The following is a 17,978-nucleotide window of genomic DNA, read 5'->3' as shown; positions in this document are numbered from 1 at the left end:
TAAACAAAAAGAACCACACAAATAAACGTTTTGTCTGCAGGAACTCAAAACGATTAAAGAGAAAAGTGGTCTGGCACCTGGATAATAATAATGGAATACGATCTGGACTTCTCCGCCCGGAAGTTGGACGACACTCCCAGTGTTGTGCAAGCCGGACAATGGCGTATCGAATATCAGGCTTATTCACTTCCGGAAAACAGAAATAAAACACCTATCGTGTTTTTGTCCGGAGCATTCCAGAATTTCCGCAGCTTCCGTTTTGAAGTTGCAGCCATGCTTGAGCATTTCCCTATTATTCTTGTGGACCTGCCATCACAGGGTAATAATCTTCAGCTTGCCCCGGAACTTGATATTGCCGGTTTAGCCGATCTTGTACAGATATTTCTGGATCAGGTTGATGTTCCCAAGATAAGCCTTATCGGTGTTTCTTACGGCTCTCTGGTTGCCAGCATGTTTGCCCTCAAACATCCGTCGCGTATTCATCGTCTTCTATTAAGCGGTACCACAGCTAAAGGACGACCAGCTCTGCGGTTGATGCTGGAAGAGTCTTTCCATCTTTGTGAAAGCGGACGCATGGAAGACTTTGCCCACGGTGCAGTATCAACCATGATCAATGGTTATCACATCGATCGTACTGGTATGGGCGGTGTTCACCGCAAGCTGTTATTGCGTCAGGTTTTGCGCCTCAGCGAGGCTGAGCGTGAACGGTTCTTACAAAATACTCAACGGCTGCTGGATTTCGAAGGTTTTGAAGAATATCCGTCCTGTCCAACATTAGTAGCAACTGGTGAACTCGATCACTTCACCATGCCGCACGAAAATGCCAGCTTTGCACTGAACTGTGCCCAGGCAACATTTGCCCTGATTAAAGATGCTGATCACATGAGCATATTTGCCCGTCGGGAAGGAACTTGTGCACTATTCCTCGCCTTTGCCCGGGGTAAGGTGCTGAAAACCTGTGATGATTACCGAATTTATGACCGTGCTGGAGCTATGACTCTTGAGCGCCGTATCAGCCCACGTCTTGTTCCAATCCGCAACAGTGCCTGTGTTATCAAGACGGAATCTGGTGAAGGGTTGGCTTGTCGTATTGAAGATATTAATTATTTCGGTGGTCGTTTATCTTTGGATAAACGTAGTCTGGAAACGTTGCCAACCCGAAACCTCCAGCTGCACGTAGAATCCATTAATCTCTCACTGCCTATTCATGTGCTCGAGCAGAATAACGAAGAGATTCGTTGTCAGTTTATTCACATGGACTTGAACAAGGCTGAGACATTCCGCAATTACCTGATTGATGACAGCTACTTTATCAGCCAGGAGTCCATCCCTCAGTTTCTGGTGCCAGAAGAAGAGTTGGTGGAAGCTGTTTGATTGCCTCCACCAATTTGTTCCTTCTCTATTAAGCTGTACACTTGACAATACGAACAGCGCTGGCTGTTTTTAGCTTTGGCATATTCAATTGCTGGTAGTAATCGGAAGGGTTGCTGACCACTGCCTTGTGAAAACCACACTCTTCAAACCCACTCTTCATACTTTCATCACTATCGTAGTGAAGCGGATAATCTCCCTGAGTGAGTAGAGCAACAACCTTTTTGGCGCGCTTCATCCATTTGTAGTGGGGGTGATTGTGTAGATCGGGATAGACTTCAGTGACATAGTATCCGGCGGGGAATTGTTTTAGCTGTTCAGCCATGCGCTGCCATACGCCGCTTATAACGGGTAGGTCAAAGTAATTCACCAGACCTTCGGTAATAATCAGAACCGGGCGGTTTTTATCAAGGCTATCCAGAAGATGTTCAAGACTGTCGCTGCCTTTTGCATTCAGAATATTGCAGGCTAGAACGGCGTGGTTATTGTTTAAAAGGCCAAGTTGTTGAAGCAGGTTCTTCTTTTTGGCTGCCATATCAGGCAGGTCTGCTTCGACATAGCCCAATCCGGCATTGCCGGAAGACATGATTCTTGCTCCACGGGGAGAAAGGCCACAGGCGATTTCAACGATTTGCAGATCAGGGTGGCGCTCAATCAAGGAAGCGACTTTATGGTCAATAACCTTATGGCGTTCCAGCAGGAAGGTTTCAATATCAGCGCCAGTCAGCAGTTTGATAAAACTGTTAATCGGTTTCAGAAGCCAGTAACCAGCTTGTCCGAGTCGAGAATAAAGAGCTGGCAGGGAAAGTCCATTACGATACCAGACGTGCCCGGTATAAAGGGCGCTGATGCTGATGCGAGAGGTATCTGTGCTGGTGTTGGATTCGTCGGAGGCTTGGGTAACCGATGACATAGTTGTCCTTTTTTAGCAGGATTTTTTTTATTATTTTGCTGTCAGACCACGGAGAATAGCAGGACAGAATGAATCGGGGAATGGCGTGGCAGATCTAAACACTATGGCACAGTGGCTACAGGCTCACCAAGACTGGATGGCACTGATCATAGCGGTTATCGCATTTTTAGAGTCTCTTGTAGTTGTTGGGTTACTCCTGCCCGGCGTGGTGATGTTGTTTACCGCAGCATCTCTGGCTGGTGGCGGTGCGCTTGATGTATGGACAATGTTGTTAGCAGGATTTGCGGGAGCCGTTCTGGGGGATGGGGTCAGCTTTGTGGTTGGTCAGGTCTTCCACGAACGTATTCGCGGCTGGTGGCCCTTCCGCAATCACCCTCAATGGCTGGAGAAGGGAGAGCAGTTTTTTGATCGTCATGGCGGTGTCAGTATCGCTCTGGGACGATTTGTTGGGCCGATTCGTCCGGTCATTCCTGTTGTTGCCGGAATGATGGGAATGCCAGCCCGGTATTTTTATCTGGTGAATATTATTTCGGCTGCTTTTTGGGCACCGGCTTATCTGTTGCCAGGTTATTTTGTTGGAGCGTCCCTGCATTGGCAGCATCACCTGCCGTTGGAGATTATCTTCATTCTGGCTGCGTTAAGTTTTGCAGCTGTTGTCTTTTCTTATGGGCTCCGTTACCTGCGTGAGCGTGCAGCCAGCCAGACATCGTGGATAGTAAAACTGACACTGGTTCTGTTCAGCGCGTTTGCTCTGGTTTCTCTCTGGAACCTTTCGCCTCAGGCTGATCTGCTAAACAACACTGTTCAGAGCTGGATACAGTTGCGTCATACGCTATTGCTGGATAAAGCCTTTTCCGCTTTCACTCTGGTGGGATGTTTTAATGTGGTGTATCCGGTGGCTCTGCTTGGTGCTTACTGGTTGCTCCGGGATAGCGGATTTAAAGCTTCACTGATTTTTGTGGGAATGTCGTTTGGTATAGAAGCTGCTGTTCAGCTGCTTAAAACCGTGTTCTCCAATGTCCGTCCTGAAACGGCTATTTCCACCAGTTTTTCTTATCCCAGTGGGCATGCCACTTATGGCACCTTCCTGATCATCTGGGTGGCCTGGTATTTTTCCCGCTATCTGCCTGAGCGATACAAGCCGTGGATGTGGAGTCTTGGTTTAATTGCTGCGTTGTTTACAGGCCTTAGCCGGGTTTACCTTGGAGAGCACTGGACGGCCGACGTTATCGCCGGAACACTGCTGGGAGCGTTGGGTTTTACTCTGTGGGATCTTCTGGAGCACCGAAATCCGTTCACTGTGAAGCCTGAACATGTCTGGGTGCGTTTGGCTCAGCTGGTCAGTGTATTCTGGTTGTCGGTTCTTTTACTGGCGCACTGACTTTGATACCCCCGTTACCTTGTGAGCAAGGTAACGTTCAAAAATCCCGGGCAGACATTTGGCAAACAGGCGAGCACGCCAATCCACGTTGGACATAACCAGAAGCCGCTTTCGCTTTCTTGCTGCAAGATAAATTTCATCAGCAACATCGGCGGGAGTGGTGGCTTTACCTGTCATTTCCAGTGGATGATTGGTTACGGAGCCATCAGCCTGCAGCGCATTTTTATAAATATCTGTTGCAGTAAAACCCGGACACACCAGCATCACATGGACATTCTTATCCCTGAGTTCGACCCTGAGGCAATCAAACAGTCCATGTAGTGCGTGCTTGCTGGCACTGTATGCACTGCGATTCCAGAGTGGGGCAAAGCCGGACATGCTGCTCATGGTGATTATCAGCCCCTGACTAGCAATCAATCCTTCAAGAGCTGACTGGGTACAGTGCAAGGCACCAAAGTAATTCACATCCATAGTTTTACGGAACACAGATGGATCTGTTTCCGCAAAACCTGAGTGGTGGGTGATACCGGCATTATTGATCAGGACATCAATACTGCCCATGTCGTCGAGTATCTGCTGAAAGCAGTGCTGAACCTGTTCTGGATTGCTGACATCGCAGTGATACCCTTTGGCATGAATACTTCTCGATGCCAGATGTTCGGTAAAGGCAGCTAATTGCTCGTTGTTGATATCCAGCAAGGCTATGCGGGCACCACCTTCTCCGAATCGCAGAGCGAGAGCCCTGCCGATACCTCCACAGGCTCCGGTAATAGCAACAGTTTTATGACGAAAGAGAGGCATTGTTGGCAGCCCTTAGTCTTACCTTTCTCTATGTTTGTACCACAATGCTCAGGGAATGCATCAACGGGTGTGGTATTACCGTGAAAAAGTGTACTTCTCTCGTTTGATTTGCCTGGGGCCAAAGCCCAGGTCAGTCAGGTATTTTACGTTGTCGTCTATCATGGGCGGGTTGCCGCACAGGTATACAAGATCTTTCCCCGGTGTTAATTCAAGTTTTGAGAGCCGTTCCTGAACATAGCCTTTGTGTTCGCTATTGCTGGAATCAACAGTGTCTTCTCTGCTCAGGCAGGTTTCGAAGATAGCTGATGGGGAGTTTGCGGCTAAAGACTGAAAATCTTCCCGGTAGAAAATATCACCGCGATTACGAGCTCCCATAAGAATATGAACCTTGATGCCTTGCTGAACGAATTTTTCCAGCTGTGGAAGCATTGATCGGTAAGGCGCTACGCCAGTGCCTGTGCCAACCATAAGAAAGCGTTCTGGAATTTCGTTGGGTAGGGTTAAAGCACCAAAGGGGCCGGACATCTGAAATGCGTCTCCAGCTTGTGCCTGAGCAAAACATTCACTGGCAGAGCCACCGGGAACCAGGCCAATCGCTATCTCCAACAGGCCGTCATTCCTTAGCTTGTCTGGTGAGCTGGAGATACTGTAGCTGCGCTTAAGGCTTTCACCTTTATGTTCAAACAACAGGGAGATAAATTGTCCAGCTTCAAACTCAGGCGGGTTTTCAACGCGAAATACCAGTCCCAGAGTGCTGGTGGCCAGACGGGTAGATTCTACCAGCTCAAGTTCATATACCGGTCTGGCCATGGGCGAATCCTCGATCGACGTATCTCTACAGCATGGCATAATCAGCGAATGAACGTTATTTCCCCCAATTTTCGCTTCTTCTTGAAGGAGAACCACGCTCTGGCATTTGCGCTGGTGTTTTTCTCCATCATGCCATTGTTATTCAGCTCTGTGCTGGGGAGCTGGCTGCTGTTGAATGTTGATCAGGTTAGCAGCCTGATGCCTGAGTATGGTGTCTGGCTGGTGATGGCCTCGTGCCTGACTATGGCTATCGGTCTGACTCCTACAACATTCGTCGCTCTGGTCAGTGGTTTTTTCCTCGGGTGGCAGGGCTCTGTTGTTCTCGTGTTTGCGTACATTCTGGCGTCGGGTTTTGGTTATGCTCTAGGAAGGCTGCTCGATGGTGGGCACTTTATGAAAAGTCTGCTGACCTTTCCGATAGCAGAAAAGATAGCCAATGACCTGAGAGAAAAGCCTGTTGCAATGCTGATACTGGTTCGCCTTTCTCCAGCTCTTCCTTTTTGTTTGATGAATCTGATGCTTGCAGCGCTCAGAGTTAACTTTGTCAGCTATTTGATGGCTGGTGCCGCTGGTATGCTGCCCAGAACTTTGCTCTCTCTTTGGATTGGCTCTCAGTCCCGTGATTTAGTCGAGCTGCTACAAAATGGCGGCGGCCAGACAGAAACAATTGTTGTGCTGGTAGGAAGCATTTTGACTGTAGCCTTGCTGGTATGGATGGTTATGCGCAAGGTAAAACTTTATTTGCGCAGTTAATGACCTGCTTTGGTGATATCGCGCCCTTGATTTGAAGGAATCACCCTGATTAACTTTTTCCATCATAAGAGGGAATCAGCATGCGCAGGGTTATATTTAATCAAAAGGGCGGGGTTGGTAAATCAAGTATTGTTTGCAACCTTGCGGCTATATCCGCTTCTCAAGGGTATAAAACGCTGGTCGTTGATTTAGACCCCCAGGGGAATGCCAGCCAGTACCTGATGGGGCAGGATATTAAAGAGCTGCGTAATACCGTTGCTGATTTCTTTGAACAAAGCCTGTCATTCAATCTCTTTAATAAAGAGCCAAAGGATTTTGTACACGACACTTGTTTTGAAAATCTGAGTGTAATGCCTGCCAGTCAAAAACTGGAAGAACTGATTTTCAAGCTGGAAAGCAAACATAAAATCTTTAAACTTCGGGATGCACTGAAAGCTCTAAGCAAAGAGTTTGATCGCATTTATATTGATACGGCACCAGCCCTGAATTTCTATACCCGCTCAGCCTTGATTGCCTCTCAAAGTGTTTTGATTCCCTTCGACTGCGATGCATTTTCCCAGCAGGCGTTAATGGCAATCATGGGAGAAGTTCACGAACTCAGGGAAGACCACAATAATGATCTTGTTGTTGAAGGCGTGATTGTTAACCAGTTTCAGCCTCAGGCAAATCTGCCTACTCAGTTGATTGAAGAGTTGAAAGATGAAGGTTATCCGGTGCTTCCGGTTTATCTCGGGCAGTCGGTGAAAATGCGTGAATCTCATCATGCTTCAACACCGCTTGTTTATCTGGCCCCTAACCACAAGTTGACCAAACAATATCTGGAACTGTTTGAATATCTCGAAGAAGCGCTTGCGGAAGCTTAAGGCAGAATTAAAAACGGCGGGCTTTTGATGATCAAAAGCCCGCCGTTTTTAATTGGAGAAATCTTACTTGCAGCGAACGGGTGTCATATTCCCATCTTCGTCCTGATCAAAAACCTGCACGACACCTGATCCGGCTCCCGCGCCAGCACCAGCGTTATTTGTGGTATCCCAGACACCTGCCATGGCCATGGAAACAACGAAACTGCGGCCATCCACGCATACAGACATGACCCGCACAGTTTCCTGGTAAGTATTGTCGAGAGGGTTACTGTGAAGGGTGGACCAGTTGGTAGTAACAGATTCGCCTTTACCAAAACGGGTTGATTTGCTGTCTCCCAGGGAAATACCTGATGATGCTGCAATAGCCTGTGTGGCTAAACCAAGCCCCGCTATCAATCCCAATGCCTTCCATGACTTTCTCATCTCACAACTCCCTGTTGTGCAGTTTTCGTTAGAAAAATACTAGCAGAGGAATGGGAAGTCTGATTTCAGAAGCTATGGCAGCCTCATGGGGAGGTCAGCCTTATAAAGGAGGCATCGTCAGATTGATACCGGCCTGCAAGATCGGTGAAAAAGGATAACAACTGGCCCGCTTCACGGAAGTAGAAGTAAACGTTACCCGATTTGCTGGGGATAACAGTGACATAATGGTCGCTGTTGCGTATCACTTTGAATATCAATGGTATTTCTATGGGAGTGCCAAGGCGATTTTTGGCAGTTTTATTGAATATACGCAGAGCAAACACTTCATCATCTAACTGGGCTTCCAGAAGGACTGTAAAGCGTGCCGCGAGCATCTTTGGGTTGGTTTTGTCGAGGCTTCTGGCCGGCCAGCTTTCACTGTTTCTGAAGAGAGAGACTATCTCTGGAAATTTTAAGTTGTCAGACTCACCGTCATACTCAAGAGCAAGGTTTTGCAGGATTCTTGTGCGGGCATCCTCTGCCAGCCGATCAGCTTCTTCCAGCTTTTTCTCGATATTATCGAGGGCACTCTTCTCCACATCCATAATTACTTTGGTACGCTCAAGCTCCTGATTCAGCTCTTCTGCTGTTCCGTTGGTGATTGAATAGTTCAGGGCATAGTGTGTTGCGTTAATACTGAGGCCGGTGACAACCAACGCCACATTTCCTGTTGCGGCGCCAGCGATAACAGAAGCAACTCCCAGAGCGATGGAGGCAATCATAGTGTTGCGATTCTCCATGTCTGCCCGGTTTATGCCTCTTTCATACTTGTATTTTAAACTCTTGGATTTGTCATAAAGCTGGTCGGCCAGGTCTTTTGCGGTAAGGCAGGGGAGTTGGGAGCACTTCATTTGATTCAGACGTGTGAGAAGAGCTGAAATGTGCTCCTGATTTTCCAGATACTGGCTCCTTGCACTCGGGGGCCATACGTCAAAATCAGTAGGTAAATAGTTTGCATCCCAGCTATTGATAAGTGGCCGCCCCCGGGTGGTTTCATACCATGTGGATGCCCTGACAGGGGACGAAGATTCAGCAAATACTGGAGTTGAGATATTCAGGAATGTTGTTACTGCAACAATAAGAGGGACAGTTTTAAAGCTACGGCTCAGTAAGTTTTTAGGGCAGTTACTCATAGGTTCTCCAGCTGGCACACATCTGCTCCCGCCCCGTTTTCCAGAAAGAAAACAAGGTGAGCGCAGCTTAGACAAACTGGTGAAGCCGGTAGTTCTTCTGGAAATGCTGAGAATTGTTACAGAGTCAGGATCTTGGCCGGACGTAACGGGTGGCTGCAGCCGTAAAAGGATTTTCGGGCCAGTAATTATGGTTAATGTGGGATGTTGTGAAGATTGACAGTTAAGCAAGCTCGCTAATAGCAAGGGTTTCAGGAGAATTTGTACAAAAATGGATTGACAGTGCCTATTAGAGGAAAAGATTGACCACTGAGCAGGTTTTTCGGATCGAGGATTGACACCTCTGAATGAGGTGCCTTGGAAAAATGGGCACATGCCTAATGTACTGAGCGATTTATATTTGGAGCAATACCGCCCTCTGTTAGAGCCGTTTATGGGAGCCTAAACACTCTATTATTTAGGTTTACATCTTGACGTTGGTATAGCGTTTTTGGGGTTTTCTGGCCATGGATGTTTGGGGTATCTACCCCTCAAGTCTTTTCTCACCTCCTGATAAGTGTTGTTCCAGAAGCTGTTCATATCTCTGGTCTTCTGCACAGGCCGTCGAGCAGGAGACAACAGTTCGATAGTGAGTGGGATGCTGTTGTACGCTAATTTTGGTGTTTCAAGTAGGCCAAACAGTTCCTGCAACTTAACAGCCAGAATTGGTTCCTCTGGGTTGCTGTAATCAATGCGGATATTGGAACCGCTGGGCACCTTTAGAGATTCGGGCGCTTCTGTATTTAGCTCCTGCATCCGGGACCAATCCATCATGCTTTGCAGGCATTGGTTCAGATCCAGCCGTTTCAAGTGTTCGAGTCGAGACATGCCGTCAATGAATGGGGCCAACCACTCCTCTAGAGTCTTCAATAAATGATCTTCTGAAAAATCTGGCCAACTGGTATCGACGGTGCGCAAACATTGAACTCGTAAACGCAGGTTTTCACTGGACTTATCCCAGGGTAATACAGAGATGCCAGCTTCCTTGATGCCTTGCATAAGCCCTTTGGCTAATATATCCGGGCTCAGGTTGGGGATAGGCTGGCTCTTTAAAGTCAGAGAGCCAAGACGTTCGATTTGATTGGCGATCACGACTTTCTGCTTTTTATCCCAGCGAATATCTTCCTCCTCTTCGATGAAGTCGGCAAAAAGTTCTTCAATAGTGTTCAAGCTGATATCGCAAGCAAGGAACACGCTGGCCTCGCGTTGATTGCTGTGTCCGCCAACGGCAGGGATGATTAGATAATCCGAGGCTGATAAGGGGTCGGCAGATCGGAACGATACACCTTGCCCGCTACTCATCAGGTAGCGTCCATCCTGGCTACGTCGCCTGGCCACCCGATCAGGGTAAGCACTGGCGAGTAAGAGAGCGATGTCATTGTTTGAATAATCAGTCGGTTTTGGGTTACCCAAACGCTGTTTCCAGCGGGTAGCCAATTGACGAATACGACCAGAGCTCTGACGTGATATAGCAAGACCGGGAATGGATTGTCCTGCGAGCAGAGCTAGCCGGAGGTTGATGTCTGCACCGGCATCTCGTACACCGGCCAATGGGTCTCGTTCACTCATTAATACACATAGCTGACTGGCCAACCATTCGAGCTGATAGTCTTTGGCAGTCAGCACCATGTGGGATAAGCGGGGATGAAGGCCCAGTTCTGCCATTTCCTCTCCATGACGGGTTATCAGATAACGGTCATGGTTGTGGCGAACTGCTCCAAGGCGTTCCAGCAGATCAAAGGCCTGAGACATAGCAGGTGCAGGAGGCTGTGTTAGCCAATCAAGTTCACTACAATCGCTGACACCCCAGCTCATGAGCTCGAGGGCCAGTGGTGCAAGGTCAGCAGCCATTATTTCAGGTTGAGAGTAAGCAACTAGCTGTTGTTGCTCGGATTCGGTCCAGAGACGATAACAATGCCCGGCAGCTAAGCGTCCGGCCCGCCCGGCTCGTTGTTCTGCGCTGGCCCTGGATACTCGTAAGGTGTCCAGTCGAGACATTCCTGAACGCGGGTCAAACTGAGGTACTCGCATCAGCCCGGCATCAACAACGATATGTACACCTTCAATAGTCAGGCTTGACTCGGCAATGGCTGTTGCCAAAACTACTTTTCGCTGGCCATTAACGGCAGGTTGTATTGCCTGATCCTGAGCCTGCTTATCGAGATCACCATATAATGTGTGCAGAGCGGTATTGTTTGGCAGTGTTTCTGTCAGAATGTCTGCCAGTTGTCGTATCTCACCACTGCCGGGAAGGAATGCCAACAGGCTGCCGTGATGCTGCGACAATGCATTGCGTATGGTACTGGCACACTGGGCAATAAGTTCTTTTCGATCATTTCTGGGTATCGGACGGTCGCGGTAATAGCAGGACACCGGATAGCTTCGTCCTTCACTTTTGACCACCGGGCAATCCAGGAATTCCGACATCTCCTCAGTAGCCAGTGTCGCTGACATTACTAAAACCTTTAAAGGTTCATCATCATTCCGGTAACCAGCCTGACTCTGCAGGGCCAGGGCGAGACCAAGATCCGCATGTAAGCTTCTTTCGTGAAACTCATCAAAGATCACCAATCCTATACCTTCGAGGGCCGGGTCGGATTGCAGCATACGCGTGAGAACGCCCTCGGTGACGACTTCAATGCGAGTCTTTTTGCTGACTTTAGTATCCAGCTGCATACGCCAGCCTACGGTTTCTCCGACTTTTTCCCCAAGCAGTTCAGCCATACGGCGTGCGACTGAACGAGCTGCTAGCCTTCGGGGTTCAAGAAGAAGAATTTTCTGATTCGCAAAGGGCTCTGCATTCAATAGATCAAGCGGTACGAGTGTTGTTTTACCTGCCCCTGGGGGAGCCTGCAGTAATACTTTGTTGCTATTGTTGAGAGCTTCTCTTAAGTCGGGAAGAACGTGAGAAACAGGTAAATTGTCAGGAAGTGCTGGCATTGAATATCAACAGAATAGGGTGACCCTAGGTTACGGCATTTTAACTGGTATCTATCACCGAGATCATCCAGAAAGGTAAGTTGTGTATTTCTCAGAGAAATGCCGACAAAGGTCGGCACAATCGAGTCTTTAATGGTTTATCTATAACTTTAAGCAAGTGATGTAAGTGCTTTTCTTAGCCTTGAGCTGTAAACATCCGTGCAGCTTTTCTAAGAATGTCGTTTTCTTCAGCAAGTCGAGCCACTTCTTTTTCCAGTTTTTTTACTCTGACATCCTTATTAGGTGAAGCGTTAGCAGCTGCTTGTCGGCGAAGCTCATCAATACCTTTATGCACCCAATGCTTCATGGTGGCAGGGTGCACCTGAAGCTCTTCGGCAGTGGGTCGGAGGCGACAGTTGTTTTCAAGGTAACGCTCGACAGCCTGAATCTTGAACGCAAGTGAGTATGATTTTCGTGTATGGCTCATCATGTAATTGCAAAATTGATGCTAAGGAATCCTTAGTATCGTAGCACAGTTAAAACTCAGAATATCTTAGCTTTTCTGGCTGAGGTATTTATGAGTAACCGAAACTTGGAAGCGGTTTCTCCATTCCCTGTGAGGCTCAAAGAAGCACGAGTGGCAGCGGGGTTTTCTCAGAAGGGGCTTGGTATAGCAGCAGGGATAGATGAGTTTTCGGCCAGTTCGCGGATGAACCAATATGAGAAGGGAAAACATACCCCAGACTTCGTAACAATGAAGCAGTTGGCGGCAGTCTTGAAAGTACCAACAGCCTTCTTTTACTGTGAAGAAGACTGGTTGGCTGATGTTTTACTGCGTTTATCCAGGCTGACTGCTGCTCGCAGGAAGAAGATTATCTCGCTACTGGAAGAGTAGGAATGTTTGGGAGCAGAGGCCGTTTTTATTTCTATATACCCGTTGCTCTTTCTACAGAACAGAGGCTTCAGTATCCACAGGTCTATATGCTTTTTTGTGTTTTTCCTTCCGGACTTGCTCCTCAATCTCAGGGATAAGCTCAGATAGAGTTTCCCGAATGCTTATTCTGTCAGGCTGCATAAAAGCTTTGTTCTGCTTTTGACGCCACATCCAAACATACATGCGTAAGCCAAAGTTCATACTAATCGCATAGGAGGTGATAGAGATATCAGCCTCCAGGTCTTTGAGTGCAATATCCATCTCGCTCTCAAGCTTGTCTTGAAAGCTGGGTTTCATAATGGCGTCAGCATCAGGGTGATGAGTGGAAGAAATACCGCGAACCTCAGTCAGGTTGTCACGGAGTTGATCGACAAAAGCACCGTAATTACTTCGGCTGCTGAGCCTGAAGGCCAGCCTTGGGTTAATTTCAGTCAGGTTTTGGATAGCTTTTGTATAGTCGGAACTGAGGGTTTCCAAGCTCGCGTAACCATGTTGTAAAGCACCTTCAGCTACTTGCGCCTGCATCTGTTGAGCAAGTGCTTTAAGAAGCTTTTCAGGTATTGTTACGCTTTCCTCGCCGGCTTCTGCCTGCGTCATAATGGTTACAGTCTCTTCACGTAAGAGAGCCATCATGTTCTCAGCACTGAATGAGGCGCTAAAGCGAATGATGCGGGAGGCGTGCCAGATCTCCAGCAAGTAATAGAGCACCTTACGGTATACACGCTGGTTTTCTCTGCTGGACTTAACATAAAGAGAAATAGAGGCTGCCATCACAGTCAGTGCGGCACCAAGAAAGCCAAGATTCTTCAGCTCAGTAATGAGTTCCATAGAGTCATTCGCAGTTTGTAATATTCTTGTTGTTGATCACTTGCATGACACGCTTACCTATAATCGTCCATGGTTGCCTAACGCTGCAACTTTCCAGACATTTCTATTGTTTTCTAGAGCCTTTTAGCCCCAACAGGTAATATTCCTGCAATTACATTTTCAAGTATCGCCTGGCAGCCATATCGCTTCATCTGCCGTCAGGCGCTAAGGAATCTATGGCTACCCACAAACTTACGCTGACCAGGCTTTCCAGCAAGCTGTTTAAGGCTTGCGATATTCTCCGAGGCAAGATGGATGCTTCTGAGTACAAGGAATACATCTTCGGCATCCTGTTCCTCAAGCGGATGTCTGACCAGTTCGAGAAGGACTACGCCATCAAACAGGCTGAGCTGAAAGCGGAAGGCCATGATGACGAAGATATAGAACTACTGCTGGAAGACGAAGACCAGTTTGATTTCTACGTGCCGGAAAAAGCCCGCTGGGACAACCTCAAACACCTGAAGGAAAACGTCGGCACCGGCCTGAACAAAGCGCTGGAAGCTCTGGAGGAAGAGAACACTTCCAAAGGGTTGGAAGGTGTACTCAAACACATTGACTTCAACAAGAAAGTCGGCAAAAAGCCTATCGCTGACAGCACTCTGGTAGATTTTATCCAGCACTTTGATGAGATTCCACTCTCCAACGAAGATTTTGAATTCCCCGATCTTCTTGGTGCTGCTTACGAGTACCTGATCAAATACTTCGCCGATAGTGCTGGTAAAAAAGGTGGTGAGTTTTACACCCCGGCAGAAGTTGTACGGTTGTTGGTTGAGATACTGGAACCGACTGAAGGCATGGAGGTTTACGACCCCACATGTGGCTCTGGAGGTATGCTGATCCAGAGCAGAAACTACGTGGCAGAAACCGGTGGTAACGTCCGCAATATGCACCTGCTTGGGCAGGAAGATAACGGCGGCACCTGGTCTATCTGCAAGATGAACATGATCCTCCACGGAGCCGGTGGTGCGGATATACAAAACGATGACACGCTACTTAGCCCACAGCACGTCACCTCAGCCGGTGAGTTAAGAACTTTTGACCGGGTCATTGCTAATCCGCCGTTCTCCCAGAACTACTCCAAAGCGGGCATTCAGGGCTTTAAGGATCGCTTCCACACCTTCCTGCCAGAATCTGGCAAAAAAGCTGACCTGATGTTCGTGCAGCACATGATCGCTTCCCTCAAGCAGAACGGAAAGATGGCGGTGGTTATGCCCCACGGTGTTTTGTTCCGTGGTAGTGAAGAGAAGACCTGCCGCCAGCGTATTATTGAGAAAGGCCAGCTTGAGGCCGTTATAGGCCTGCCCTCTGGTTTGTTTTATGGCACCGGTATTCCCGCCTGTGTATTGGTGATTAACAAGCAGGGAGCGACTGAGCGTGATTCGGTACTGTTTATCAATGCCGACCGGGAATACAAAGAAGGTAAGAACCAGAACAGCCTTCGACCTGAAGATATTGAGAAGATCACCAGCGTTTATCGCAGTCTGCTCAATACTGATGCCGGTGAAGTGACCAAGTACGCACGCTGTGTACCGGTCAGTGAGTTGGAAGGTGAAGATTTCAACCTCAACATCCGTCGCTATGTGGACAACAGCCCGGCTCCCGAGCCTCAGGATGTCCGTGCCCATTTGAATGGCGGTATTCCCACTGATGAGATCAATAACCTGGATCGCTCCTGGCAGGATTACCCTACCCTGCGGGAGAGTTTGTTTATGCCAAGGGCTGGTGATGCGTGCTATCAGGATTTCCAGTCAGCTGTGGAGTCATTGGATGCAATTAAGCCTCTGATTGAGCAACATCCTGCGGTGCAGGAAAAACATCAGGAGTTCCAGAATGCTCTGGATATCTGGTGGAAGGATGAACTGCCTGCATTCACAAAACTGGGTGATAACGCGCTTGTTGATAAAAACGGCGAGGAAGGTGTATTCGCCCTGCGTCGTCAGTCCCTGAATACCATTGAGCAGGCACTGGTACCTTTGAACTTGCTCAATCAGTACAAGGTGCGAGGTGCACTGGCCAACTGGTTTAAGACGCTGGAAGCTGATTTTAAATCCATCGCCGCCAGTGGTTGGAATGCCGAGCTGATTCCTGATGAAGTACTGTTTGCCAGCCAGTGCGCTGATGTTGTGAATGAGCTGAACCAGAAGAACGCCCGCATCAGTGAACTGCAAGGCTGGATTGATCAAGCGGATGAAGACGATTATGAACCGTCCGATGAAAACCCAGCGCTGCCTACAGGATACGCAAAGCAGCTTAAAGCTGACCTAAAAGAGGGGAAGGCTGAAGTCAGCCAGACCCTGAAAAACCTCAAAGCCCAGATCAACGATGCCTTTACGGAGCTAAAGGCAGCGACACCATTACTCAAAGGCACAAAGAAAGGTGGCTTCGTACAGGGGCTGACAGCCAGAGACCTTAACTTCCCGGTTCACCAGCTGATTCTGGCTACAGCACAGAAGTTGGGCGTTTCCCTCTCCAATGCAAGCCAGATTTCAGAGTTGGCTCAACAGGGTGAAGAGGCTGCTAGCCAGCTAATTAACATTGAGAACAAGCTCGCTAACCACAAAGCGGTGGAGCAGGAACTCAAAACTCTGAAAGTAGAAATTCGCGAAACCGAAAAACGCATGGATGAACTGTTAGCCGTTGCCCGAGAACAGATCAGTTCTGAACAGGCTCGTGAACTCATCCTGATCCGATTTAAGGCAGAGCTGGACAGTGAATATCAGGGCTATGTGCGAGCCGTTCTGCTGGCGCTGGTCAAGGCTGTTGAGAATCAGCACCGGAAGTATGCTGTGACTGTGAAAGATATTCTGAGCCAAAGGGATAAGGAAGCGGCGTTGCTGGATGGGTTTATGCAGGAGTTGGGTTATGAATGATACTTTCCAGTTCCGCTTAGGGGATCACATCAATATCCTATCAGGTTATCCGTTTGCATCTGATGAGTTCTCCAATGACGATGGTGTGCCACTCATCAGAATCCGTGACATTACAGATAACACAAAACCGGATATGTTTTTTTCAGGTTGCTTCGATCCCAGCTATTTGATCAAGGATGATGATGTATTGATAGGGATGGATGGAGATTTCAATATTGTCAGATGGAAAGGAGGTACTGGCCTTTTAAATCAGCGGATATTAAAAATTTCTGAAAAAACCGGTTCAGATCTCGATTTGGATTATCTTTTCTTCTGGTTGCAAGGATACCTGAAGAAAGTAAACGACTTGACAGCTGCAACTACAGTTAAGCATTTGTCGGTTAGAGATGTTGCTGATGCAATCGTTCCTGCACCTGAAAAAACTAGTCAAAAAAGAATAGCAGGCATTGTCAATTCATCTGTCCGCCAAACAGCTCAAACCCAGTCCCTGATCGACAAATACACCGCCATCAAACAAGGTATGATGGCTGACCTGTTCAGCCGTGGTATTGACACTACCACCGGTCAGTTGCGCCCCACCTTTGAGGAAGCCCCGGAACTCTACAAGGAAACCGAACTGGGCTGGGTGCCGAAGGAGTGGGAGGTTTTAAGCATGTTTGGTGTGGCTGCTGAGGAAAAAGGAAGCACTGTAATCGGGCCGTTTGGTAGCGACCTTGTAGCATCAGATTACAGGAAAGAAGGTGTCCCCATTGTATTTGTGAGAGATGTAAAAGAGTCCGGCATTAATTGGGTGAGTAATACATACATAACGAATCATAAAGCCCAGCAGTTGTCGGCACACAAAGTTGTAGCTGGTGACATTGTTGCGACAAAAATGGGTTTGCCTCCCTGCGTTGCTGCAGTTTATCCCAGTACATTGCCAGATGGCATCATCACAGCTGATATCATTCGCCTAAGACCAAACTTGAAGAAAGCACTACCTAAATGGATTTCTGATACTATGAATTCTGACTTTGTTAGATCGCAGATTGAAGAGATTACTGCTGGAGTGACTAGGCCAAAGGTAACGTTGAAAGATTTCAGATTATTAAAAAGTAAATATCCTTCAGTGCCCGAGCAGCAGCAAATAATGGAAAAGCTTTCTGCAGTTGAAGGGGTGATTGCAAATGAGGATGATAATCTCAAAAAACTGCAGCTCCAGCAAAAAGGCCTGATGCAAGACCTCCTCACTGGAAAGGTGTCTGTACCCGTATGATCAACCGCAAGCCAAAGGAGCTGGCTCCAAAACTCTGGGTAGATGTGTTGATATTTCTGTCAGCCTACTACCCGTTGTTTTTGATTTTGCTGATTCTGGATATAGGGCCAAATACCAAAGGACTACCGATTTTCACCCTGCAAAGCGGTTTTTTCGTCAGCTACCTGGCTTTAGGTTTGTTCCTGCTTTCCTCTGTGGCTACGCTGACCGTAGCTCATGTTATGCGAAAGCTTCTGACCTGGCAGGAGGGCGGGAAATCTGTGCAGGTGCAAAGTTGTACGCAGGTTCATGGCGATATGCTCAATTACACCATCCCGTTTTTGATGGGGCTGTTTGCCTTTAACTATGAGAGCTGGCAGTCCATCGCAGCGCTAGTAGTTTTTCTGGTGTTTATGCTGGCCTTCGTTCGCAACGACAGGGTGGTGCTGTTAAATGCCATGTTCCTGCTATTGGGTATTCGCCTCTACGAGCTGGAATACCGAGAGGTGGGGAATAACCACAGCTACAAAAAACGAGCTCTCTGCTGGGGAGAGCTGGTTCCATCACAAACAGTTTTGAGACTCAAGCAGAATACCGGTATACACTTTCTCTTCCCTGAAAAATAACGAAA

Annotated in this window: 16 protein-coding genes; 8 read left to right on the top strand and 8 right to left on the bottom strand. The window is 48.0% G+C overall.

Features of this window, described 5'->3' with window-relative positions:
• The first annotated feature begins 90 nt into the window (after positions 1–90).
• Entirely contained in the window at positions 91–1,374 is a 1,284-nt protein-coding gene (locus ACY2RR_RS03185; protein ID WP_490106693.1) for an alpha/beta fold hydrolase, read from the top strand.
• 28 nt (positions 1,375–1,402) lie between these two features.
• Here ACY2RR_RS03185 and ACY2RR_RS03180 read toward each other — a convergent pair whose 3' ends face one another.
• Positions 1,403–2,284 carry a class I SAM-dependent methyltransferase gene (locus ACY2RR_RS03180; protein ID WP_490106692.1) on the bottom strand — a complete coding sequence of 294 codons (882 nt, stop codon included), beginning with the start codon at positions 2,282–2,284 and terminating at the stop codon, positions 1,403–1,405.
• Positions 2,285–2,369: 85 nt separating this feature from the next.
• On the opposite strand from ACY2RR_RS03180, the gene ACY2RR_RS03175 reads away from it, so the two are divergent.
• Positions 2,370–3,665, top strand: a complete 1,296-nt coding sequence (locus tag ACY2RR_RS03175) for a VTT domain-containing protein (protein WP_490106691.1) — start codon at positions 2,370–2,372, stop codon at positions 3,663–3,665.
• Here ACY2RR_RS03175 and ACY2RR_RS03170 read toward each other — a convergent pair.
• Both ACY2RR_RS03170 and ACY2RR_RS03165 read right to left on the bottom strand, forming a co-directional pair.
• Positions 3,651–4,466, bottom strand: a complete 816-nt coding sequence (locus ACY2RR_RS03170) for an SDR family oxidoreductase (protein ID WP_490106690.1) — start codon at positions 4,464–4,466, stop codon at positions 3,651–3,653. The two genes, ACY2RR_RS03175 and ACY2RR_RS03170, sit on opposite strands and share 15 nt — an antisense overlap.
• Before the next feature lie 75 nt (positions 4,467–4,541).
• Positions 4,542–5,276, bottom strand: coding sequence for an FAD-binding oxidoreductase (locus tag ACY2RR_RS03165; protein ID WP_490106689.1), 735 nt, complete (start codon positions 5,274–5,276; stop codon positions 4,542–4,544).
• A 48-nt stretch (positions 5,277–5,324) separates the two neighbouring features.
• On the opposite strand from ACY2RR_RS03165, the gene ACY2RR_RS03160 reads away from it, so the two are divergent.
• Both ACY2RR_RS03160 and ACY2RR_RS03155 read left to right on the top strand, forming a co-directional pair.
• Entirely contained in the window at positions 5,325–6,029 is a 705-nt protein-coding gene (locus ACY2RR_RS03160; RefSeq protein WP_490106688.1) for a TVP38/TMEM64 family protein, read from the top strand.
• Between the two features lie 80 nt (positions 6,030–6,109).
• A complete protein-coding gene (locus ACY2RR_RS03155) occupies positions 6,110–6,892 on the top strand; it encodes a ParA family protein (protein ID WP_490106687.1) in 783 nt (260 codons plus the stop codon).
• A gap of 63 nt (positions 6,893–6,955) precedes the next feature.
• Here the strand turns inward: ACY2RR_RS03155 and ACY2RR_RS03150 are convergent, their stop codons facing one another.
• The 4 genes from ACY2RR_RS03150 to ACY2RR_RS03135 all read right to left on the bottom strand — a co-directional run bounded on the left by ACY2RR_RS03150 (position 6,956) and on the right by ACY2RR_RS03135 (position 11,932).
• Positions 6,956–7,315: a hypothetical protein gene (locus ACY2RR_RS03150; RefSeq protein WP_490106686.1), complete on the bottom strand. Its 360-nt coding sequence runs from the start codon at positions 7,313–7,315 to the stop codon at positions 6,956–6,958.
• A gap of 83 nt (positions 7,316–7,398) precedes the next feature.
• Positions 7,399–8,487 carry a thioredoxin domain-containing protein gene (locus ACY2RR_RS03145; RefSeq protein ID WP_490106685.1) on the bottom strand — a complete coding sequence of 363 codons (1,089 nt, stop codon included), beginning with the start codon at positions 8,485–8,487 and terminating at the stop codon, positions 7,399–7,401.
• Positions 8,488–8,937: 450 nt separating this feature from the next.
• The gene (hrpB, locus tag ACY2RR_RS03140; protein WP_490106684.1) at positions 8,938–11,463 is read right to left on the bottom strand and encodes an ATP-dependent helicase HrpB; all 2,526 of its coding nucleotides are present in this window, start codon (positions 11,461–11,463) and stop codon (positions 8,938–8,940) included.
• A 175-nt stretch (positions 11,464–11,638) separates the two neighbouring features.
• Positions 11,639–11,932 (bottom strand): transposase, encoded by a 294-nt coding sequence (locus ACY2RR_RS03135; protein ID WP_490106683.1) that lies wholly within the window; start codon positions 11,930–11,932, stop codon positions 11,639–11,641.
• Between the two features lie 87 nt (positions 11,933–12,019).
• Here ACY2RR_RS03135 and ACY2RR_RS03130 point away from each other — a divergent pair, with 87 nt between their 5' ends.
• On the top strand, positions 12,020–12,337 hold the full coding sequence (locus ACY2RR_RS03130) for a helix-turn-helix domain-containing protein (protein ID WP_490106682.1): 318 nt from the start codon (positions 12,020–12,022) through the stop codon (positions 12,335–12,337).
• Positions 12,338–12,388: 51 nt separating this feature from the next.
• Here the strand turns inward: ACY2RR_RS03130 and ACY2RR_RS03125 are convergent, their stop codons facing one another.
• On the bottom strand, positions 12,389–13,204 hold the full coding sequence (locus tag ACY2RR_RS03125; RefSeq protein ID WP_490106681.1) for a hypothetical protein: 816 nt from the start codon (positions 13,202–13,204) through the stop codon (positions 12,389–12,391).
• Positions 13,205–13,419: 215 nt separating this feature from the next.
• Between ACY2RR_RS03125 and ACY2RR_RS03120 the strand changes: the two genes are divergently transcribed.
• Genes ACY2RR_RS03120 through ACY2RR_RS03110 form a run of 3 tightly spaced genes read left to right on the top strand, consistent with a single transcriptional unit; the run spans position 13,420 to position 17,973 of the window.
• Positions 13,420–16,113 carry an N-6 DNA methylase gene (locus ACY2RR_RS03120; protein ID WP_490106680.1) on the top strand — a complete coding sequence of 898 codons (2,694 nt, stop codon included), beginning with the start codon at positions 13,420–13,422 and terminating at the stop codon, positions 16,111–16,113.
• Positions 16,106–17,368: a restriction endonuclease subunit S gene (locus tag ACY2RR_RS03115; protein ID WP_490106679.1), complete on the top strand. Its 1,263-nt coding sequence runs from the start codon at positions 16,106–16,108 to the stop codon at positions 17,366–17,368. Before ACY2RR_RS03120 ends, ACY2RR_RS03115 begins: the two co-directional genes overlap by 8 nt.
• Positions 17,365–17,973: a KwaA family protein gene (locus ACY2RR_RS03110; RefSeq protein WP_490106678.1), complete on the top strand. Its 609-nt coding sequence runs from the start codon at positions 17,365–17,367 to the stop codon at positions 17,971–17,973. Before ACY2RR_RS03115 ends, ACY2RR_RS03110 begins: the two co-directional genes overlap by 4 nt.
• The last annotated feature ends 5 nt before the right edge of the window (positions 17,974–17,978 follow it).

This window comes from Parendozoicomonas sp. 2304DJ65-17 (genome assembly GCF_058148445.1).
This window is presented reverse-complemented; position numbering and strand designations above follow the sequence as displayed.